23 protein-coding genes and 2 pseudogenes are annotated in these 20,191 nt (G+C 43.6%); 7 read left to right on the top strand and 18 right to left on the bottom strand.

What is annotated here, in order from left to right:
• Nucleotides 1–190: 190 nt before the first annotated feature.
• Both PMI05_RS13430 and racE read right to left on the bottom strand, forming a co-directional pair.
• A complete protein-coding gene (locus PMI05_RS13430) occupies nt 191–1,243 on the bottom strand; it encodes a GerMN domain-containing protein (RefSeq protein ID WP_007722231.1) in 1,053 nt (350 codons plus the stop codon).
• Nucleotides 1,244–1,339: 96 nt separating this feature from the next.
• Entirely contained in the window at nt 1,340–2,152 is an 813-nt protein-coding gene (gene racE, locus PMI05_RS13425; RefSeq protein WP_007722230.1) for a glutamate racemase, read from the bottom strand.
• A 170-nt stretch (nt 2,153–2,322) separates the two neighbouring features.
• Between racE and PMI05_RS13420 the strand changes: the two genes are divergently transcribed.
• On the top strand, nt 2,323–3,354 hold the full coding sequence (locus tag PMI05_RS13420; RefSeq protein WP_007722228.1) for a superoxide dismutase: 1,032 nt from the start codon (nt 2,323–2,325) through the stop codon (nt 3,352–3,354).
• A gap of 78 nt (nt 3,355–3,432) precedes the next feature.
• Here PMI05_RS13420 and PMI05_RS30040 read toward each other — a convergent pair whose 3' ends face one another.
• Entirely contained in the window at nt 3,433–4,539 is a 1,107-nt protein-coding gene (locus PMI05_RS30040; protein WP_007722226.1) for a peptidylprolyl isomerase, read from the bottom strand.
• Nucleotides 4,540–4,777: 238 nt separating this feature from the next.
• Here PMI05_RS30040 and PMI05_RS13410 point away from each other — a divergent pair, with 238 nt between their 5' ends.
• From PMI05_RS13410 to PMI05_RS31640, 4 genes are all read left to right on the top strand, one after another.
• Complete coding sequence (locus tag PMI05_RS13410; protein WP_007722224.1) at nt 4,778–5,527, top strand: Gmad2 immunoglobulin-like domain-containing protein; 750 nt, start codon at nt 4,778–4,780, stop codon at nt 5,525–5,527.
• A gap of 103 nt (nt 5,528–5,630) precedes the next feature.
• Nucleotides 5,631–6,149, top strand: a complete 519-nt coding sequence (locus PMI05_RS13405; protein ID WP_007722222.1) for a sigma-70 family RNA polymerase sigma factor — start codon at nt 5,631–5,633, stop codon at nt 6,147–6,149.
• Nucleotides 6,142–7,074, top strand: a complete 933-nt coding sequence (locus PMI05_RS13400; protein WP_007722220.1) for a DUF4179 domain-containing protein — start codon at nt 6,142–6,144, stop codon at nt 7,072–7,074. The genes PMI05_RS13405 and PMI05_RS13400 overlap by 8 nt, the downstream gene beginning before the upstream one ends.
• A 155-nt stretch (nt 7,075–7,229) precedes the next feature.
• A complete protein-coding gene (locus PMI05_RS31640) occupies nt 7,230–7,364 on the top strand; it encodes a hypothetical protein (protein ID WP_007722218.1) in 135 nt (44 codons plus the stop codon).
• Between the two features lie 79 nt (nt 7,365–7,443).
• Here PMI05_RS31640 and tnpB read toward each other — a convergent pair whose 3' ends face one another.
• Complete coding sequence (gene tnpB / locus PMI05_RS13395; RefSeq protein WP_007722216.1) at nt 7,444–8,535, bottom strand: IS200/IS605 family element RNA-guided endonuclease TnpB; 1,092 nt, start codon at nt 8,533–8,535, stop codon at nt 7,444–7,446.
• Between the two features lie 2 nt (nt 8,536–8,537).
• Nucleotides 8,538–8,948: an IS200/IS605 family transposase gene (tnpA, locus tag PMI05_RS13390; protein WP_157230892.1), complete on the bottom strand. Its 411-nt coding sequence runs from the start codon at nt 8,946–8,948 to the stop codon at nt 8,538–8,540.
• Nucleotides 8,949–9,119: 171 nt separating this feature from the next.
• Between tnpA and PMI05_RS13385 the strand changes: the two are divergent.
• Nucleotides 9,120–9,446 (top strand): annotated as a pseudogene (locus PMI05_RS13385) (GNAT family N-acetyltransferase); the annotation flags it as partial.
• Nucleotides 9,447–9,719: 273 nt separating this feature from the next.
• On the opposite strand, the gene PMI05_RS31075 reads toward PMI05_RS13385, so the two are convergent.
• The 10 genes and pseudogenes from PMI05_RS31075 to PMI05_RS13345 all read right to left on the bottom strand — a co-directional run bounded on the left by PMI05_RS31075 (nt 9,720) and on the right by PMI05_RS13345 (nt 16,921).
• Nucleotides 9,720–9,881, bottom strand: coding sequence for a hypothetical protein (locus PMI05_RS31075; RefSeq protein ID WP_193375263.1), 162 nt, complete (start codon nt 9,879–9,881; stop codon nt 9,720–9,722).
• 2 nt (nt 9,882–9,883) lie between these two features.
• Nucleotides 9,884–10,444, bottom strand: coding sequence for a MauE/DoxX family redox-associated membrane protein (locus PMI05_RS13380; protein WP_007722208.1), 561 nt, complete (start codon nt 10,442–10,444; stop codon nt 9,884–9,886).
• Between the two features lie 15 nt (nt 10,445–10,459).
• A complete protein-coding gene (locus PMI05_RS13375) occupies nt 10,460–12,244 on the bottom strand; it encodes an ABC transporter ATP-binding protein (protein WP_007722207.1) in 1,785 nt (594 codons plus the stop codon).
• Nucleotides 12,241–12,774: a redoxin domain-containing protein gene (locus PMI05_RS13370; protein WP_007722204.1), complete on the bottom strand. Its 534-nt coding sequence runs from the start codon at nt 12,772–12,774 to the stop codon at nt 12,241–12,243. The genes PMI05_RS13375 and PMI05_RS13370 overlap by 4 nt, the downstream gene beginning before the upstream one ends.
• A gap of 531 nt (nt 12,775–13,305) precedes the next feature.
• Nucleotides 13,306–13,674 carry a hypothetical protein gene (locus PMI05_RS13365; RefSeq protein ID WP_007722203.1) on the bottom strand — a complete coding sequence of 123 codons (369 nt, stop codon included), beginning with the start codon at nt 13,672–13,674 and terminating at the stop codon, nt 13,306–13,308.
• Between the two features lie 19 nt (nt 13,675–13,693).
• Nucleotides 13,694–14,281, bottom strand: coding sequence for an EndoU domain-containing protein (locus PMI05_RS13360; RefSeq protein ID WP_369751208.1), 588 nt, complete (start codon nt 14,279–14,281; stop codon nt 13,694–13,696).
• A 75-nt stretch (nt 14,282–14,356) separates the two neighbouring features.
• Nucleotides 14,357–14,473: pseudogene (locus tag PMI05_RS31790) on the bottom strand (RHS repeat-associated core domain-containing protein); the annotation flags it as partial.
• Nucleotides 14,474–14,515: 42 nt separating this feature from the next.
• Complete coding sequence (locus PMI05_RS13355; RefSeq protein WP_007722201.1) at nt 14,516–15,748, bottom strand: IS110 family transposase; 1,233 nt, start codon at nt 15,746–15,748, stop codon at nt 14,516–14,518.
• A 139-nt stretch (nt 15,749–15,887) separates the two neighbouring features.
• Nucleotides 15,888–16,127: a hypothetical protein gene (locus PMI05_RS13350; RefSeq protein ID WP_007722200.1), complete on the bottom strand. Its 240-nt coding sequence runs from the start codon at nt 16,125–16,127 to the stop codon at nt 15,888–15,890.
• A 14-nt stretch (nt 16,128–16,141) separates the two neighbouring features.
• Nucleotides 16,142–16,921: a recombinase family protein gene (locus PMI05_RS13345; protein WP_007722199.1), complete on the bottom strand. Its 780-nt coding sequence runs from the start codon at nt 16,919–16,921 to the stop codon at nt 16,142–16,144.
• Between the two features lie 171 nt (nt 16,922–17,092).
• Here PMI05_RS13345 and PMI05_RS13340 point away from each other — a divergent pair, with 171 nt between their 5' ends.
• A complete protein-coding gene (locus PMI05_RS13340) occupies nt 17,093–17,293 on the top strand; it encodes a helix-turn-helix transcriptional regulator (RefSeq protein ID WP_007722198.1) in 201 nt (66 codons plus the stop codon).
• Nucleotides 17,294–17,555: 262 nt separating this feature from the next.
• On the opposite strand, the gene PMI05_RS13335 is transcribed toward PMI05_RS13340, so the two are convergent.
• The 3 genes from PMI05_RS13335 to PMI05_RS13325 form a co-directional block, all read right to left on the bottom strand.
• Nucleotides 17,556–18,470: a phage/plasmid replication protein gene (locus tag PMI05_RS13335; RefSeq protein ID WP_007722197.1), complete on the bottom strand. Its 915-nt coding sequence runs from the start codon at nt 18,468–18,470 to the stop codon at nt 17,556–17,558.
• A 163-nt stretch (nt 18,471–18,633) separates the two neighbouring features.
• Nucleotides 18,634–19,590 (bottom strand): site-specific integrase, encoded by a 957-nt coding sequence (locus PMI05_RS13330; RefSeq protein WP_007722196.1) that lies wholly within the window; start codon nt 19,588–19,590, stop codon nt 18,634–18,636.
• 305 nt (nt 19,591–19,895) lie between these two features.
• On the bottom strand, nt 19,896–20,186 hold the full coding sequence (locus tag PMI05_RS13325) for an immunity 53 family protein (protein ID WP_007722195.1): 291 nt from the start codon (nt 20,184–20,186) through the stop codon (nt 19,896–19,898).
• Nucleotides 20,187–20,191: the final 5 nt, after the last annotated feature.

The raw sequence follows: 20,191 nt of genomic DNA, 5'->3' as shown, positions 1-20,191 counted from the left end.
AAATCGCTTTGTTACACTCCGCTCATTATACCAGAGGCGGGAAACGATCTGCCACTGCACAAACGCCTCTTCCTTATTTACGTTAATTGCAAATATTCTTGTCACTTCCTCCATGCTACCAGCAGCTACGCTTGCAGCAAACAATTGGCGAACAAAAACCACGCTCGTTAATACGGGCGTGGCTCGTTCATTACATCTGTATGGGATTGAGTTGAACCGGGCGGCTAACTGGCTTGGTGAACTCGCCACTAGCTAGCGGTTTTCCTTCCACTAGCAGCTGCACTTGCTTGGCTCCTGTCGTTTCTGTCAATGACAAGACGAGCGATTGCAGGGCTTCTGGGCTCGCTTCCTTGCCATCGTCATACTTGAGGATGTCACTGCTCAAATTGACCGTCACCAAATCTTTTTCCTGCTTCACATTCAGAACACGTGTCGTACGCAGCAAGGAACTAAAGAGCTGAGATCCTTGTTTCGGTCCTTTGATCAACTCTTCAACGGTTGCCTTGGCGATGTCAGCCGTTTCAGGAACCAGGCGAGTGACTGGGACATAATACGTACGTGTATCATCCAGCTGTCCTTGGAAATAAACCGTTACGCTGGAGGTATCTCCTGGTACCGCCCCATCGCCCAGTTCGAGATTGACTCCTTGATTCCGGTCTAATAGCGTAATGGGTGTTTTGGCTGCTGGCATTTCCGTCAACGGCGTTCCATTCACCCAAATTTGCACAGTCTTGACGCTGCTAAACTCCGTCAACGCCCGGGTGACTGCATCGACAATTTTCTTCTCGTCTTTCTCCTCGTACGTTTTGAAGTCTTTGGAAAAATCGACAGTGGCTACGCCGTTTTTGATGACAAGTCCTTTTACTTCTGTCCCTTTCGGCAAGACAGCGGAGAAGCCACCCTGGAGCATGCTCTCTACCGGACCACCTTTTACCATGTAGCTCAATACTTGTTTGGCAGGACCTTCTGATTTCGGAAGAGTCATCGAGACAGGAACGATATATCCGTTAGCATCCTGCAAGTACACCATTCTCTCTCCAGTCTCCTGAACGACCGGTTGTGCCCCTTCTTTTGCAGCATCCGGGGACGGCATGCCGTTTGGCAAATCCACTGATACCTCTGACTGTGGCGGTGCATCAATACTAATCGTTTCCTTTTCCGGGCCAAAGAGACCGCAGCCCGACAAAAGCACTGCGCTAACCCCCAGCACGGCCGTCATTTTCCCGATGTGCCTTATCTTCATTTCCCCAGCCTCCTCCAGACACTTTGTACTACCATGTATACGAGCTAGGCTTGGGTTTATGCGTTGAAAGTTTGTCTCAGCAGACAAGGTCTTCCATCAGGGCTGGATGGATTTTTCCAATGAGTTGTGCTGGACGTTCACTTTGCAATCCAGCCACTCTTCTGCAATGGTCCGGAATTTGTGGGCGTCCCCACTCGTCACAAACAGATGATCCGGGCGCTCTATTTGCTTGCTTTCGGCGTCCGTCGCAATTTGCAGGGACAATTCTCGCGCTGTCTCTTCTGCGGAGTTAATCAAGCGTACTCGATCTCCCATCACTTCCGAAATGACTGGTGCTAGCAACGGATAGTGTGTACAGCCCAAAATTAACGTGTCCAAATCTTCGTGCAAGAACGGGGCGAGCGTTTCTTTCACGACTCTTCTTGCTTCCTCCGAGTTCGCCATGTGGCTCTCCACCAGTGGCACAAATGCGGGACAAGCCATGCCAGCGACGTACAAATCCGGTTGAATCCGTAAAAGCGCACGCTCATACGCCTTGGTACGTATGGTCGTTTCCGTCCCGATGACACCGACCCTTCCGTTTTTCGTCACTTGAACAGCCGCACGTGCGCCTGGTTCAATCACCCCAATGACAGGCAGCGGCAAATCCTCCATCGCTTCCTCCAGCACGACGGCAGTCGCAGTATTACAGGCGATCACCAATGCTTTTAACGGTGTACGCATCACATAATCGATCATTTGAAAACTGTAGGTACGAATCTCTTCCGGCGATTTGGAGCCATACGGACAGCGGGCATTATCGCCTACATAAACAATCCGTTCTTCGGGTAGCTGACGCATGACTTCCTTCGCAACAGTTAATCCTCCCACTCCTGAATCAATAACGGCAATCGCTCGTTCTCTACTCATGCTAATGTGTCTCCCCTGTTGAAATGAATATAGTACAGCATACCACTCAAACATTTGTGCTACTACCATATGCCGAGATGAAATTTCTTGTACTCCGCAAATGTCGCACCTTCTCTAGGCGCCTTTCATAATGTGGGGAGAGATGATGTGCCCACGAGGAGGAGAATCTTTTGGTAGAAGAAGCCAAGAATTTGCTGGACTGGAGCCAATGGGGCCGACAATGGATCGAGCATTTGCGAAGACATAAGACCCTCAACCGAGAACTCGAACGGCATCTGCACAAATTCGAAGAATCATTTACATTGATCGGAAGGGAAGCATCCAAGCTTGGTTCAACACAAGAAAGCGAAGAACTCCCTGTTCTCATCACTCGCGCAGAACAGGTGCAGGAGCAATTCCATCACTTTTTACGACTGGCTCAGTTGAGTGAAGATGAGGATCTGGCAGGAGAAGTGACCGAGCCTGTTCAGGAATTAATGAATGCACAGCCAGCGGTGGCGGAAGAAGTACAAGTGCCTGTAGTGCCAGAACCCGTTTCCTATCCCGGTGCACGCGAGCCAGTCCGTGCAGCACGCCCCGTGGCTGTCGGCCGGCATACCCTCCCCCCGCTCCCTTATGCCTACAACGCTTTGGAGCCATACATCGATGAAGCTACCATGCAAATCCATCACAACAAACTGCACCAAAAGTATGTAGACGATCTCAATACAGCAGAACGGAAGCTAGCAGAGGCGCGAGAAAGTGGCAACTTCGATCTCATACGCCATTGGGAACGCGAGCTAGCCTTTAATGGGGCCGGTCATTACTTGCATACTATCTTTTGGCCATCCATGAGTCCAAATGGGGGTAGCACTCCATCTGGTGATCTTGCAGCGGCAATCAATCGGTATTTCGGTTCGTATGACGCCTTTAAGAGACAATTTAGTCAGGCGGCAGAAAAGGTAGAAGGTCCTGGGTGGGCGATCCTCGTTTGGTCCCCGCGAGCACATCATCTGGAGATTCTTACAGCCGAAAAGCACCAGAACTTGTCACAATGGGATGTGATTCCGCTACTGGCCCTGGACGTATGGGAGCATGCCTATTTCCTGGCGTATCAAAACCAGCGAGACAAGTATGTAGAGAACTGGTGGAATATCGTCAACTGGCCATATGTGGAAGAGCGATTCGAAAAAGCACGAAAACTGCGTTGGGAACCATATTGAATTGTATCTCCTCTTCATTGACAAACCCCCTCGTCATCCCAAATGACAGGAATGAGAGGGGGTTTTTGCTGGCGAAACTTACTCGTTATACGGGACAAATTCGATCTTTTGCACCTTGATCGGATTTTGGATGGGCTTCGCATTCTCATCTGTTTTCTGAGCAGCGATCTTGTCTACCACTTCCATCCCGGCAAATACATGACCAAAAACAGTGTGGCGATTGTCGAGGTAAGCTCGTCCGCCAATTTCTTTATACTTCGCTTCTGCATTCAACGGCAGCGCCGACAAATCGAGATACTCCTGATCTACCTTGGGGCTTTGTACAATGTAGAAATGGGTGCTGTTCGTATTAGGTCCAGCGTTCCCCATACTGAGCGCTCCTCTGAAGTTGAACAGATCCCGGCTAAACTCGTCCTCAAACGACTCGCCGTATATACTCGGCAGCTCCTTGCCATCCGGCCCTTTCAAATCTCCCGCCTGAATCATGAAATCGTTGATCACACGGTGAAAAATCATATTGTTGTACTGCCCATTTTTCGCCAGTGTCTTAAAGTTTTCCACTGCTTTTGGAGCTTTGTTCGGGAACAGTCTCAGCTTGATCACACCTGAATCAGTCGTGATCACACATATTTCTTCGCCTTTGCGTGGCTTCTCCAACTGAAACAGCTTCACATCTGACACATCGATGCCAGAGTCCTGCCAAATGACGCCCCACGCCTTCCAGTTCACCGGGTCTGTCCCGAGTCTAGCCAAGCCGAGATAATCCGTTTTTTCAATAGCCTTGTTATCTGCGGTATACCCGACGTATTTGAATTTCACAATCGCGCGGTAGTTATTATAAGCGTCCTCCTTCGTGACGGTGTACAGCTTGTCTACTTTTGCTTCGATCACCTGAATGTTTTTGTATTGCGCCAATCCTTCCATATAGGTTTTCATCGCAAAATTCGTCAAGGAATCATCTGCTACCAGCTTTGCTACCTCAGCAGGATTAGATCGTTGCTTCACCAAGGACGCTATGTAATCATTCACTTCCTGCTTATCTCCCCCATGCGGGCGGAACTGGTTGACCTGAACTTCGTTACGATAATCATGAATAGCATTTGCAGCAGCATGTTGGACAAAGGTCGGACTCAGTAACGGGATCGCAATACTTGCAACGACTGCCAGAGAAACGAGTTTTTTCATTTTTTCCGCCCCCACTAATTAGAAGATTGTTCCATAAAAACAGTATAGCCCAATCTATGAATCTACGTCTGAAATATTTTAAAAATTCTGCTAAATCATACGAAAAAACCCCATTTTTTCCGTAAAATCTCTTGCGTCTTTTTGCGTCCCTCCCCCGTCTAACCCATGTAAACTTCATGAAGCTACAACAAAAAAACAATCAATTACGGCATTCTGCCATATAAGGGAGAGACACACCATGAATAAAAAAACCATCACTGTATTTGCTGCTTCTATTTTGACTTGCACTGTTTTTGCCGGAGCTCTCGGCACTACTTGGGCTAACCAGACGACTACCCCAGTAGCCACGCAGCAAGAAACAAAAGCAAACGAAGCTGCCAAGCAAACTATGTTCCGGAATATCAAACTAGCGGAGCCTGCTCTCCTGTACACCTTAAAAGGAGAAGCAAGTGTTTTTGAAGCAACGTACCAATACGCAGTCAAGCAAGGGAAGCACGTCTTGGCAAAAGGGTTTGGCACAGCTTCAAATGGTGGTCCGGAATGGGGAACTTTTGCGCAAACGATTAAGATCCCAACAAGTGAGCTGATCGGAAACGAGCCATTGATCCTCGAGATGTTTGAAATCAACCAAGAGAACGGTGCGATCATCAACAAGCTTTCCATCCCATTAGATAGCTCCGATCAAGTAAAAAACACCAAAGTATTTCGTAACCTGAAGCTTGCGGCACCGTCTGTCGTGTATACCGTATCCGGCGAAGCTAGCGTTTTCGAAGGCACCTATCAATATGCCGTGAAGCAAGGCGAACAAATAGTTGCCAAAGGCTTTGGTACAGCATCGAAAGGTGGCCCGGAGTGGGGTGAATTCTCACAGGAAATTGTCATCCCACTGAGCAATTTGTCTAAAAATAAACCAAGCACCCTCGAACTGTTTGAAATCGATCAAGAAAGCGGCGAAATGAAAAATAAAATGGTTCTTCCATTGAAGTAAGGAAAGAAGGATCTACGCTCCCGCAGTGTGTCTAGCGCTGCGGGATTATTTTCGAGAAGAAAGGAAGAACCTAACGCATTCAGTAAGGAGGGTGTGCAGCATCGTGAATCAAACTGAACTGGCGCAAAGAGCCATTTCCGGTGATGAAGACAGCTTTACGCTTCTGATCCAAGAGAGTAGAGAAAAAATATATCGAATGGCTTTTACTTATGTACGAAACAAAGAAGACGCTCTGGAAATCGTGCAGGAAACTGTCTACCGCGCCTTTATCTCCATACACAAATTGAAGCATCCGCAATACTTTCAAACATGGCTGACCAAAATCGCCGTCAACTGCGCCTTGGATCACATACGCAAAGCAAAAAAAGTCGTTTATATGGATAAAGAGCATGAAGGCAGCTACGAGCAAAAACCGCGGGAAGATGTCATCGACTTGCATGATGCGTTGGGCCAACTTGATGAAAAATCCCGAACTGTCATTATGCTGAGATATTTCGAAGACATGCCCATCAAGGACATTGCCGATGTGCTAGACATACCCCTCAGTTCCGTAAAGTCGATCATTTACCGCGGACTGGAGAAATTGAAAGTGAACATTGGGGAGCGTGAATCTCTTGGATAAAAAGCTGGACGATTATAAACAAGCCTATCACGATATTGAAATTCCCGAAGAGTTGGCGGCAGTCACCGAGCAAGCCATCGAACGTGGGAAGCTTCATCGAAAACGTGCGAAAGCAAGAACGCGTTGGATGAAGCACGCTGGCGTAAGCGCAGCCGCTGTCTTTGTTCTTTTCACGGTCAGCGTAAACACGATGCCCGCTTTTGCAAGTGCTTTGGAAAACGTACCCGGTCTGAGCAAGCTAGTGAAAATATTGCAATTCAATAAAGGCAGTGCAGGCGGCGGTACTCCTCAGGATGCCGTAGATGTTAGCTTCATTACGGTACAGAAGCAAGGAGATCAGGAAAACATCATCTTGAACTTTACCCAGGATAATGAGGTACAGCAGAACGCCAGCTCCTTCCACGTGAGTTTTACTGAATATCCGAATACGATGTCGTTTGCTGTTGGTGGTGCAAGAAGATTTTCGGCTGTCAAAGATTTCGAGACATTGAAGCAAAGTCCGTATATCGAAGATGCCTACGAGATTATTTCGTTGGATGATTCGCTTGTGCGATTTAATGTGACCTTTAAGGAAGCGATTACTTATGAGGTGAAAGAGTATAAGGAACCGGCACAGGTTGTGATTACGATTTCGCCAAAAGAAGTGTCGCCAGAAAAGCAGCAGCCTGTGTACTCGGTGCGCACCGCTTCCATGCCGTATGGAGAGACGCTCGGGGCTATGGAGGAATCTCTGTTGGTCGCGGACAATATGCGGGTTTTGAAGGACAAGCAAGGTGGATACTTTGTCGAAGCCGGGTATTATCGGACGGAAGCTGAGGCTCATGGGAAGATGAAGCAGTTAAGAGATGAGTTTGGGGTTGTAGAGCCGTTATTTGTGGAGAAGAGAGGGTATTTGGAGGTGCCTGGAGGGATTGTGGCGAGGTAGGGTTCCCCTCCGCTTCCCTCCTATCAATCGTCAAATTTATTCTGGGAGGATAGAAAAGCTGTGAACATGATTGGAAAGTTCCTAGCGACTCTATATAATAAGCTCTCAAGAGCGCTCTTGCATTTGTTTTTTAGTTTGAATCGGGAGGTTTCTTGATGAATACCAAAACTGCTGTTTATGAAGCCAGCTATCGTGATCAATTGGTAGATATTTGGTATCGTGCTGTTTGCCGTACTCATCATTTTTTGACGAAAGAGGATATTGAGTTTTTTGACACTCCCCATGCCTAAAGGCGGGGGATTCTTGGGTAGTCACTCTAACGGAGTGAATTTTACCAAGCTATCCCTGTGTGTCCCACAGTTTAGTTGACTACCCCAACAATCGAAGTCCTTCTTGCTCAATATTGATAGCAGCGTTTTGGTCACGATCATGTTGTACGCCACAGTGCGGGCATATCCAACTGCGCAAGTTGAGACTTTTCACTGCTTTGTTGCGGTATCCACAGTTTGGAGTTGAGCAGAGCTGGCTTGAAGGAAATTGTTTTCCAACAATTGAGATCCTTCTTCCATACCATTCTGCCTTATACTCCAGCATCGTACGAAACATCGACCACGAAGCATCTGCAATGGATTTGGCTAACTTGTGATTTTTGACCATATTTTCCACTTGTAAGTCCTCCAAACAGATCACTTGGCTTTCGTGGATCAGCTTGGTTGGCAGCTTATGTAGGAAATCGTTACGGGTGTTTGCAATTTTTTCGTGGAGTCGAGCTACTTTGGTACGCGCCTTGTTCCGGTTGTTGCTGCCTTTTTGTCTACGAGATTGAATCCGTTGCCACTTCACCAGTAGTTTTTCATACTTGCGATAGTATTTGGGATTGGCCACCTTCTCACCAGTAGAGAGAATGGCGAAATCCTTGATCCCAAGGTCAATTCCAACTGTCTGTTCTACTTTTGGGAGTAATTTACTCTCTGTTTCACACAATACTGACACAAAGTATTTACCTGAAGGATTACATCTAATCGTAGCCGATAGGATTCGTCCTTCCACTTCTCTGGATTTAGCAAACGATACCCATCCCAGCTTAGGAAGTTTGATGCGATTCCGTTCTATTTTGATGCTCATCTTGCATGTATAGGATTGCTTTGGGTTCTTCTTGCTCTTGAATTTGGGATAGCCTTTTTTCTCTTTGAAAAACTTTTTGTATGAGGAATCCAAATCTTTTAAGGTTGATTGCAGGGCAGTGGAGTCCACTTCTTTCAACCATTCGAATTCTTTTTTTAGTTGCGTTAGCAAAGCAGAACAGTCGTTGTAATTCAGCGTTTTGTTTTCTTGTTCGTAAGCATCTTTTCGTTTCGCAAGAAAGTGATTGAATACAAAGCGAGTACATCCAATTGTCTTGTTGATGAGTGTTGCTTGTTCTTTGTTTGGATACAAACGGAATTTGTAGGCTCTATGCAAGTTCAATCATTCCTTTCTTTTTGAGACTCCATGTATTTCTGAATCACATCGAGTTGCACCGTGCCAACCGTTGCAACAAAGTAGGAGTTTGTCCATAGCGAGGGAAGTCTGCTTTTGAGATGTTTAAATTCCATCCGCAACACTCTGGATGTATAGCCCTTCAAATGTTTTACGACTCGGTGGATTCCGAATTGCGGATCGCATTTGATGACCAAATGAACATGATCAGGCAAGATTTCCATTTCAACAACTTCCACACGTAGTTCCACTGCCTTTTCAAGAAACAACTCTTTTAATCGAATGTCTACTGGCTCTTTCAAAACCTTTTTACGATACTTCGGACAAAAAACAACGTGATATTTACAGTCAAATACGACATTGTGGTTACTTTCCACTGATCTATTCAAAACCATCACCTATGGTTAATTATACCACTTCGTTAGATAGAGAAGACATATCTAACAGGAGATCGACAAAAAAAGAACTATTTTTGTTTGCTCTTAGCACCCCCTACAGGGGATGCAGAGCAAAGTGCCTTATATCCCCATAGCTAAAGCAAGGGGGTTTCCGGCACGAGTGATAAAAACATGGTAAAAAATGAAGCACTATCTGCCGTTGAAGTATGGATGGAACTAAACGAAAAGAAAGAGCCTGTAGGCTTTATTGGCCTTGATGGAACGAAAATCGAAATGCTGTTCGTTGATCCAGAATACCACGGAAAAGGGATTGGCAGCAGATTACTCGAACATGCAGAACGCAAGTATGGCCCTCATTTGAAAGTAGATGTCAACGAACAAAACGAAGGTGCCCACGCTTTCTACAAACGGTATGGGTTTGTGCAAACAGGACGATCTGAACTGGATGGTTCGGGAAGACCGTTTCCTTTGCTTCATTTAGATTTACAACGTTAATTTTCGATTTTTCAAAAAACAAGACTGTCTCCTGTAGTAGAATTCCCTACTTGCGAGACAGTCTTGCTCTACTTATTTGTCTTGCAAACTACCAAGGGCATTCACACAAAGGGCCATTTCTTACGCATCCTTTTTGGCATCCTGCAAACGCACTTGCTCCAAGCTTTTGGAGTAATTTTTTGAACATGTATATCACCTCTAGCTTTCCACAAAATGTATTTACAGGAATATAATACAATACTTATATGGAAATTGAAAGCGTTTTCTGAAATTTCAAGAATTCATATTTTCATCGCTTTTTCTACCATTCGCTTCTGCTGCTTCCATTTTGTTAATGAACGTTCCGACCACCTTTAATACTTGAAACAGGACGACCAAAATTGCGATGACCGTCACCCATAATACCCCGAACCCAATCATCCAGCCTGTAGACATATTCATCCCTGCCTTTTTCGCAAAATATGTTTGAACGTACTGATTTCTCCGCTAATAGCCATGAGCAGTGAGATGCACACACTCGAAAAGAAGATAGCGAATACCCCGTTGGTGACTCCGAAACTGCCGGACAATAAATAATGGTCAACACTCGCCCAGCCTCCGCTCCATTGCCCCACATAGACGGCCAGACTGATGAATACGAGGTTACGCAAAACAAGCTTCCACGATAAAAAATGGTTTCCCGCCATTCCTCCGCATCCGCATGAAATCTTCTTTCTACCTCTTGCTAGATTGATACTGATCGCAAGTGTGTACGCCCCCAGCAACAAAATCGCCAGAGACAGTCCCAATGTTGTAAAAAAACCAAGCAGTAAGGAAATCGCTACAGCTGCTTGCAACCCCAGATCAATATACGTAAAGCTTTTTGACCACTGGTAGGGTATGATCTGATAGGCTCGCACAATGGAAAAATGCGTGCTAATATCGCTTATTTTTGAGACAAACGTGCTGAGAAATAAAAATGCGAGAATCAACCGAAACAGTAAACCAAGCTCCTCCATAACACCCCTCCTTCGTTACGCAAACCATTTCGCCTGCATGCGGTACATACGCGAATACTCTCCGTTTGCATCCATTAGCTCATCATGATGCCCTACTTCGATCAGCTGACCTTGCTTCATGACAAAAATCCGATCTGCCATTCGTGCTGCAGCCATCCGATGGGAAATAAAGATCGCCGTCTTGTTCTGTGTGAGAGCATCAAATTGCTGAAATACTTCCAGCTCTGCTTGTGGATCAAGTGCCGCCGTAGGCTCGTCCAGAATAAAAATCTCTCCTCTTCTGTACAAAGCCCTCGCCAACGCGATCTTCTGCCACTGTCCACCTGACAGGTCTTCGCCATCCTGTAGCGTCCGACCCAAAATCGTATCGTATCCGCTGGGGAGCTTTCGAATAAAGGTATCTGCACCGGTTTCAACAGCTACTTGCCTCATCTGCGCGGGATTGATTTCCTGCGTCACTCTTCCAATGGTGATATTCTCCCCAGCCGTGAAATTGTACCGAATGAAGTCTTGGAAAATGACCGTGATATTTCGTTGCAGGTCGGAAATATCGAGCTCATGAATCGACTGATTGTCGAACAGAATATTTCCAGAATGGATCGGATAAAGTCCCATCAAGCATTTGACGAGCGTCGTTTTTCCAGAGCCATTATCGCCGACAATCGCAATACGCTCCCCCGGCTTAATCATAAAGGAAACTTCATTAATCACATTGCGCTCCATTTTGGGATAGCAAAACGACACCCGCTCAAACGTAATACCAGATTGCAGCTTGTTGGGAAACTCCGCTTTGCCAGTAAGCTGCGGAATCGTTTTATCCTCGTATTCCAGAAAGTCAAATAGATCAGCGATGTACAAGCATCTGTTGACGATATGTGCGAGGTTAAAGGTCATTAACGAAAGCAGCTGCTGCGTATTCTGCACAGCTTGTGCAATTGCTACAAAATCCCCTACCTTCAGGGCGCTCGCACGAAGCAGCGATACGACCAATCCCAAGCAGCCAATATACATCGAGGAGGTAAAAATCCCTGAGAGAATCAGTGCTTTTTCCCTTCGGTGGAGCAGCCGAAGTACCTCTTTCATATTTTTCAAATACAGGCGAGACCATCTGCCTAGCAAAAAGTCCTTTAGCTGAAACAGTCGGACCTCTTTTGAGCTGTCGCGCTCATTCAGGATCGAACTGATGTAAGAGGCTTCGCGAATCTCTGGCGTCTGTAGCCTTGCGAGAAAGTATTCCGACATACCAAATTTGATTTGGACAATTAACAGCGGGATCACGGCCAGCAAGCTCATCACAGCTAATCCCCAGTGAATGCTAAGCAAAAATACCGCGTAGGAAATCAGAGTAATCAGATTTTTCCCGAGATCCAATACCCTTTCCACAGGGTCCAGAAAGCGTTCCCCCATTGCCTCTGCCCGGATGCGGTGGTGATGATTGTAAAATTCCGGATCATCGAAATAAGAGAGCGGGACAGATGCTGCTTTCTTTGCTACCAAATGCTCCAAATGATATTCCAGTCGTCGCTCTGTATGGGCATCGAGAATGCGCAAGACTGTTTCCAACGCATTGGTCACCAGCGTCACAGAAAACAATCCCGCAAGCAGCCAAAGCAATGGCTGGTAATCATCCGTCTGGTCCAGTGCAATGGCTGTAACCTCGTTCACCATTTCTTTCATGATCCAGATCGTAGCCAACGGGGAAAATGCCAGGATGATTCTGAGGGCAATGGAACAAATGAGCCATAGCTTGCCATGCTGCCAAATCAATCGAACGGTTTTAATGAAATAGGAGCGAGTCATGCTGGTTCACCTGCTAGCGCTAAGAGCTTCTTTTTGGTTTCCACTGCGGTTATTGGTTTGGCACGAATGACGTCCTGTTCGTCGATTACGAAAATGCTTGGGAAATGATTGATCTGGTAGGTTTCAAGCATAGGTTCGCTGCCAATTAAGACAGGGATGCCGGATATGTTGTTTTCTCGCAGCCATTGGGAAGTGGATATGTGCTCTGCTTCTGTTGAAATGATAACGGATGCATCTGTGAGTACCTCTCCCTCCGACAATAGTTCGTGCACATGATTGGCACAGTGCCCGCAGCCTGTATGAGTGAAGTTTACGATCAGTGGGCGGGGCAGATGGTTTAGTTGTTGCTCTTGACCGTTTAGCGTGCGGAAAGGTAGTGATTGCAGTTTGGTGCCGACTGCTGGTCCGGTTTCTGGGATGAATGGGTGGAAGTGATGGACCTGTCTCTTGGTTTGTTTTAATAGGGTGAGAAGTTTTGCCAGTATGAAGGCAAAGATAAGTAGAAAGATCATGTTTATGGCTATGAGCAAATCTATCGATCCCCTTCCGTGCGACTCGAGATAAGACGAGAGGCGTGACTTATTTTTACAGAGAAAATACCATAATATTCTAATTTTGTCATTGTTTTATGTTTCAAATATGTTTGTTGGTAGAAAAAAACGGATGGGTTGCAACTGACTTTTGACGAAGGGGGACTTGGGGTTAACCGCTCTCGTCGATGGGCAAAGGGTGAGGTACATATATAAAAAACCACATGGAGTTATAAACTCACATGTGGTTGAAAAATTAGATATTCTTAATCTCAGTCCCTAAAAGAGCGATAAGTGATCATCCTCTACATCGCCGGATAATTTTGCAGATTTGCTCAATAGCTTTATTAAAAACGTGTTAAACCACGTCAAAAATCGAATAAACTAGGTAGCCAAGTTCCCACTTGGTAACTTTTTTGATAGGGGTACTTTAAATTTCTACTTTCGCGCTAGGTCTTTGTTATTTCTAACGTAAAAAAGAACCCCAGACAAGTTAAGTTCTAGTAACTTGTTTGGGGCTCAAGCAGTTTCTTAATTTACTTGCTTTCTAAATTTTTCAATCTCAATGGCCCATTCCTGCACCAATTTTCTCAACTCAGTTGTTTTGATGCTATATTCTACATCTTCCTCATCCTCAAGTTGTTCAAATAAGTAATTAACAACCCTAGTATATTCCTTGTTAATTTCAATTCGGCATGCATTACCCCTTGCTTCTTCATACTCACACATTCCATCCAAAACGCTATCAATAAGTTTGTTGATTCTTAAACCATCCAATTCCGATGATATATCACTAATCAAAAAATCTGCTACTGCCCCCATAGATTCTGGGAGATCAATTGTCAGTGCCTTTAATCCGTTTGATAAAGTGACTGTCTTAATCTTATATTGGTACTCCATGATATCCTCCTTAACTATACTAGTATTTAGGAAATGCTGAGATTATTTTTCCAGCACTATCTATATACATTTCAATTTCCATTCCAGAACTTGTAGTTCCTCGATAGGTATTCCCCTGAACTAATGCTTTGTTCGAATAGGCTTCATTAATTCCATTTAATACTTGATCTCTAGTCCAATTATCAGGGAAGAAAGTAGACTTTCCATTATTACCATTTTTTAACACACCATTAAACTCTACTTGTGCTTCGTAGACTCCAAATCGATTAACGGATGATTTAGATCCTGGTACAATTCTAGCAGCTCCATTTGAACCCGCCAACCAGTGAAATCCCCCACCATTACTTCCTTGAAGTATATGCGCTTGGGCGTTAGTGCGAAAGCTTTGTGTTGAAGTGTTCAGTACTTGCTTCGCTACTTTAGTACCATTTACTGCTGCTATAACCGCCTTGCTACCCACCTTAACTATCTTAACACCTGCTCCGCCAGGACCATATTCCGCTACTTCATTTATATATGCCTGACTAAATGCTTCGAATTCTACACCACCTCGAAGCTCTTTAGGGATTGAGTTCTCCCCATACTTGAGATAGCGATCAACGTACATCTGTTTAGTTTCATGACTCATACTATAAAAATCTAAAGGCTGAAACCTTTCCCCAGTACCTTCGATTGTTGCTTGATGACCTGTCGGATCAACAAAGATAATTGGATTGTTATGTCCATACGTATACCTGTTAAGCGTCAACGGATTATCCACTTGCCCTTTATACGTATCCTCCATGATAAAGCGCTCAATGGATAAAGGTTAGGTGGCAACATTTCCGCTACCACCCTGCTACTACGCCGCCTGTTCTGTAAGGACTGGCATTTTATATTCCGTCTTGTACTTCATCATGCTGTATATGACATTGACCAATTTACGCATCACACAAATAATCGCTTGCCACTTGGTTTTCCCTTCTGCGAGCTTTCTCTCATAGTAGGAATGGTAAACAGGATGATTCGGTTTCTTCGCTCTTGATACGCCCAATTGACGAATAGCAAGGTTATAGAAGATATCATACAGGCTACGGTTGCCTAACTTGCTCTTTTTACTCTTCTGCTTGTTCCCTGAACTATGCTGAACGGGTGCAATTCCAGCGAAATTAGCTAACTTGTCAGCACTGGAAAAACGTGAAATATCGCCAATCTCCGCGATTAGTTCCGCTGCCGTGACCGTACTAATTCCGTGCATGGTCTCTAGTTTGTAATCCAGTAAGGCAAGATGCTTCGCTAACGCTGTATCAATTTGCCTTAGTTGATGGTCTCGAATAATCAAGTCCTGAACCACATTTCTCACCAGAAAATCATTGGCTTCCTGATAGTCTTTCGATGTGTCTCCATCTTGCTGTACGATAGATAGAATGTCCTCTGCCTTCTTGGTAGACATGTAGCGATTGCTCTTCTTGTATAAGAAGTTAGCCAATTCATCCACATTCACCCCGCTCAAACAACTTGGAGAAGGATACTTCAGCCAGAAAGCTAATGCTGTTTTCCCATCTACTTGTGAGAAAAATTTCTTGTAACTTGGATAGTGGTAGCCTAGCAATTGATGAAGCTGTAACTTGATTCCTGTTACAACACTCACAATGTTCTCTCTTCTTGTGACAAGCTGTGAGATTGCATAATAAAGGTCATGTGGATTCGCAGTCGGCAGTGTATCCAAGTTGGAAATCAGAATGCGAGCCACACACTCTGCATCCCACGCATCTGTTTTCTTGTTGTTTGGACTGCTTCTGCGCATGGATACCGTAAGGGCAGGATTAACTGCTTTTACTTCATATTTATTTTCAATTAGAAACATAGCCAATCCTCTTCCGCATCCCCCCACATCTTCTAAGCCAAACATAGGGGTCAAGCCTTCCTTCTTGGCTAGTTTTTCTACTTGTTGCAGAAACTTAGGAAACGCTGATGGCTTGTTCTCGAATTGGATTTCGTCTCTCTTTTCATGGAAACAGGTCATCATCACCGCTGTATGATGACGTTTATGTAAGTCTACTCCGATATATAGGTACTTCAATTTATGATGCAAAAAGACTTCACCCCTATCTTTGATGAGTAATGATGTAGAGAAAAGAATGCCAGCACCCTCCGAACAAGCATTATTCAAGGATGAACACGCACGGATACGTTAGCTCGTACATTCTTTTCATGTCATTATCGTTCTATCATTACGGTTGCAATTTAGTGCTAGATAATGCCTTCGCTAAACGGATTTGCAACAAGTATTCTCGTTGATGTAATTCCACCTGAAAGATGGCTTTTATTATTTCCTCTATCGTAGCGATGTTAAATACAGCGTTCTCTTGTTGAACATAGTCAAAAATTAATTGTGTACCTATTTCGCATGTCTGAATCTTGTCAAGAGAGCGTATCTCTTCCTGTTTATAATGAGTGAATTGAGCTTCCACGTTCGTTCCTCCCGCTACATAATGGCTTGGTGAAGACCATTTGCTTCAATCTGACCGTAGCGGTAGGTGCCCTTGTAGAAGGCTTCACGATCAATCATTCGCTTGACCTGAACCTTTGTAAAGGATTTATCATGTGTCGTTGTATACCCCTCTGTATTCAGTTGGACAGCCAATTGGGAGAGTGACCAAGTGGGATGCGTTTCACGTAAGGAAAACAATCTCCGCACCGTCTCCGCCTGTCTCTCATCTATCTGAATGGCTTTTTGTCCTTTCGTTGCCGTGTATCCGAAAGCAACGCCACCTCCAGCATAGCCTCCTTGTTGCGCTTTCTTTTTTCTTCCCCGCCCTAGTTTGAGTGCGATCTCCAAACGTTGGTATTGATCGAGTAATTCCATCATGCCATTGATTAGAAAATCATTAGGGTCATGGGCGTAAATACTATAGTTGGGCTGTTCAATTGCTTTTACGTCTACTGTGTGCCGTTTTAACTCTCTTTGAATGAGGACTTTCACCATGTCGGCTCTCCACAATCGGGAAGTGTTGAGAACGATAATATGGCTTACTTTTTGCCAATGAAGATTAGCAAGTAATTCCTGTAGTCCTGCACGCTCAATCGTTAATCCATCCTCGTCCACCTTTGCTCCGCTAATTCCTTCATCTTTGTAGATTCCGAGTAATTCTAGGTTATTCTCCTTGCAATAGCGCTCGATCTCTTCTACTTGATAGGATAGGCTGTACCCATCTTTTACTTGTCCTTTGGTGGATACTCTCACATAACCGACTACTTTCTCCATGCTTTTCACCCCTACCGTTACAGGAATTGAAATTAATGTAACGCTTAACCGAAACATTATGGTTTTATTATATAACTCTTAACCGTAACATTCAATGACTTCCTCCTTCTTCGATGCTATAATGAAAACAAATTCCGTCTCTTAGGAGTCACTTTTCAGGAGAGAAACTACATGGCAATTCGTATAAAATTAAGAGAAATTCTTGAACAAAAAGGGATAACTCAGCGTGAGTTGGCTAGATTGACTGGTTTGCGAGCCAGCACAGTGAATCATCTTTGTTCTGAAAAGGTTGATCGGGTTTACTTGGAAACATTAGAACTCATCTGCAAGACTTTAAACATTCCTATTGAGCAGCTTATTGAAATTGAATAGCTGCTTATTGTAATTTCTACAACTTCACCGTGGAACTCGATGTGCAAGGCGCTTATCTTCGATGCTAGATTCGGCTTAAGATGTAATTTGCCCCCCACCGTTCCAATCGTCAATGCATCGTTTTCCCCTCGTTTTTCCATAAGTTGTATCAATTTGTCCTTATTTCTCCTACTTTTCACGCTTTGGCACCCTGAATCAAATACAATATTCTGTAATTATTATCGCTATCGTAAACGTAACAGATTCAATTGGGTGGATGTCTTCAGCCCTGAACTGAATCAACAATCTCCAATCTTTTTAACCCTTCCTTTTTCGGCATGGTTATTTGCTTTGCCAAACTCCTACGATTAGGAAGAGTGGATGTTGTATAAATTGCTCTTATTCCACTTTCTTGGAACAAATTTTTGATCATGGTGTAGGCTAGATAGGTCTCAATCTTTGATATGTCCTTCTTATTTTCCAAAAGCCATTCATAATCAATGGTTTCCACATTTTCTGTGTATGGCAATCCCTCCAGTGTCCTTTTGATTATGTAGGTAAAAAAGGAATGAGTGACGAGATGAATGGCTCTCTTCTCTTTGGTATATTTCTTCATGTCATTGTCACTCGGTCTAATTTCTAATCGTAAAATTCCCTTGGATTGCTCAATGATCTCCTTCGGTTCCTTCACTCGTTTACATTGCTTGTATTTATCGTATAGCATGACTCTGCTGCTTTTGTTATAAAACTCTACCGTTTCATCATGATTATAATTTCGCGTATCTTTATATGGCATTTTTCCTTTGCTCAACTGACGAACATATTCCCCTGTTCGATTCCCAACATGGAAATTGCAGCAAACATCTAAACGGGTAATTCTCCAATCTTCATGGGCAATATGGATACCGAATAATAGCTGTAATCGTTCTTGTACACGCTGAAAGAAGATAGGAATATCTGATTGTTCGATTGCTTTGATATTGTTTCCATATAGCATCTTGGGAATCGAAACTTGGATAGTTAAAGTGCCGCTTACTTCCTGATATTTGATATATGGAATGATCTCGTCTTGCATTTGGAATGTGGTCATAACACCTGTTTTCTGATTACGGTATGTAAAAGATGCAAAGTTATATTGTCGTAATATTTCAGGTTGAATAAATACGGAACTTACTTTCATTTTGATAGAATCAAACAATCATATACTCTCCTTTTTACTATAAATTTTAATATATTGAATATGATTTGGCATGTTATAACAAAAGATAGCAACTCATACGTTTGTTCACCTCCTTCATCGATTTACAATAAATTTTTAGTTTTATCTTGTTTCCCCAGAGGAATTACATCCTCTAGGTGCGTTACTCGTACAATGCAGCAATCATGTCTGGATTAACGAAGTCTTTTAATCCCCACCACATATACTCTAGCTTGTTTCCATTCATGACTTGGCTAATGCCGAACTGTTGGCATATCTCATAATACTGCTCTTTTCCGAGTTCACCATCACGTTCTAACAGTTGTTTTCCCATCCAGATCATCCCGCTACGTTGAATCGTTTTCACTCGTAGATTGTCCAAACCAAAGTATTCTTCTAATGCATGTAATCTCCCATAAATCAGATGAGGACTGACTTGTTCCATATGAACATTTCTTGTCTTGGCTGGCCTGATTACATAGCCTGTTTCAATTAATTCACTTGTTTCTTTGAGATGATCTCGTCTCATCTCCCCATTACCTTTGAGATAATCCTTTTGCTTGATTGCGCCATCTATCAATTTCATACACTGCTCGGATATTAGAATTTCTCTTGTTTCTTCTTTATCGTTGATCAATATCACTGTTCGTTTCTCATCATTGACTTGTTCACGTTTTAGATTGCGTAGTTCACTTACCTCTCTTCCACCCGCACCTTCAAATAACAGGGAGAGAATCACAGAATCCTGATCGTTATTACATTGGTCAATAATTGCATCGATTTCTTGCTTTGTAATAAATTGTTGATGGGTGTTTCCTACCATGTTCTTAAACCATTCTTTTGAAACGGACTCCAGTGGATTGGTGTCCTCTCTAAGCCCCTCTGCCCTTGCCCAATTCAAGTAAGCAGATATCGTTCTCCCAGCCGTATTAAGAGAGTCTCCTGTAGAAGCATGGAAGCTGTGCAGGGCAGTTTCAATCTCATCCAGTGTAAAGTGGAGCAAATCCTTATCCTTTTCCACTTCGAACTTCATTGTCAGGTTGAACACTCTTGAATAAGCTTTTTGGGTATTTTCTTTATATCCTTGAAGAAAGGCTGTTTTTGTTTCGGGGTTAAACATAGTTACACACCTTTCTTATGAAACAGGAATACTATAAATTTATAGTTTTACTTCCATGGATTGATATTACTATAAATTTGCATTTTAAATCAAGTGTTATTTACAACTTTTATGAGTAAAAAAAGAAACCCCAGACGAGTAGTTGATTACTCGTTTGGGGTATAAAATATATCGAAGATATGGTAAGGGTACTATCTCTAGTCCTTCACTCTTTTTATACACAATCTAAATTGATTGGAAGTTTGTTATTTCAGCACAGGTATAGTCAAAATAGTGACCTTGAATAACAGGAATAATTAAATTAACTAATTATTAGTTACCCATCGATAGAAAACCATCAGTATTTCTTCTAAATTCCCTGTGCCTCCTGCACCTATAAAGCAACCATTCTCTATTTTACAGTGAACCCAATCGTCCTCGGTTCGATCAACTTGAATTAAGTTGAACTGCTTATCCTCCAACTCGGTATCAATCAAATTTATCGCAACATACCATCCAGGATTATCAATGGATGTTATTCTAATACCGGTACCATGTTCCCAATCACCATTACATTGTGTGGCATACCATTCTTGTAACCATCTTAAAATCTCCATTCATC

Origin of the sequence: Brevibacillus sp. BC25 (assembly GCF_000282075.1) — a bacterium.
Lineage (GTDB): Bacteria > Bacillota > Bacilli > Brevibacillales > Brevibacillaceae > Brevibacillus.
Note: the sequence above shows the minus strand (reverse complement) of the source record. Positions and strands in the feature narration are given on the sequence as shown.

Coding starts and splice junctions, on each gene's coding strand:
- PMI05_RS13430 (WP_007722231.1), bottom strand. CDS start 1,243: ATGAAGATAAGGCACATCGGGAAAATGACGGCCGTGCTGGGGGTTAGC.
- racE (WP_007722230.1), bottom strand. CDS start 2,152: ATGAGTAGAGAACGAGCGATTGCCGTTATTGATTCAGGAGTGGGAGGA.
- PMI05_RS30040 (WP_007722226.1), bottom strand. CDS start 4,539: ATGAAAAAACTCGTTTCTCTGGCAGTCGTTGCAAGTATTGCGATCCCG.
- PMI05_RS13410 (WP_007722224.1), top strand. CDS start 4,778: ATGAATAAAAAAACCATCACTGTATTTGCTGCTTCTATTTTGACTTGC.
- PMI05_RS31640 (WP_007722218.1), top strand. CDS start 7,230: ATGAATACCAAAACTGCTGTTTATGAAGCCAGCTATCGTGATCAATTG.
- tnpA (WP_157230892.1), bottom strand. CDS start 8,948: ATGGTTTTGAATAGATCAGTGGAAAGTAACCACAATGTCGTATTTGAC.
- PMI05_RS31075 (WP_193375263.1), bottom strand. CDS start 9,881: ATGTCTACAGGCTGGATGATTGGGTTCGGGGTATTATGGGTGACGGTC.
- PMI05_RS13380 (WP_007722208.1), bottom strand. CDS start 10,444: ATGGAGGAGCTTGGTTTACTGTTTCGGTTGATTCTCGCATTTTTATTT.
- PMI05_RS13375 (WP_007722207.1), bottom strand. CDS start 12,244: ATGACTCGCTCCTATTTCATTAAAACCGTTCGATTGATTTGGCAGCAT.
- PMI05_RS13365 (WP_007722203.1), bottom strand. CDS start 13,674: ATGGAGTACCAATATAAGATTAAGACAGTCACTTTATCAAACGGATTA.
- PMI05_RS13360 (WP_369751208.1), bottom strand. CDS start 14,281: ATGTACGTTGATCGCTATCTCAAGTATGGGGAGAACTCAATCCCTAAA.
- PMI05_RS13345 (WP_007722199.1), bottom strand. CDS start 16,921: ATGGAGAAAGTAGTCGGTTATGTGAGAGTATCCACCAAAGGACAAGTA.
- PMI05_RS13340 (WP_007722198.1), top strand. CDS start 17,093: ATGGCAATTCGTATAAAATTAAGAGAAATTCTTGAACAAAAAGGGATA.
- PMI05_RS13330 (WP_007722196.1), bottom strand. CDS start 19,590: ATGTTTAACCCCGAAACAAAAACAGCCTTTCTTCAAGGATATAAAGAA.
- PMI05_RS13325 (WP_007722195.1), bottom strand. CDS start 20,186: ATGGAGATTTTAAGATGGTTACAAGAATGGTATGCCACACAATGTAAT.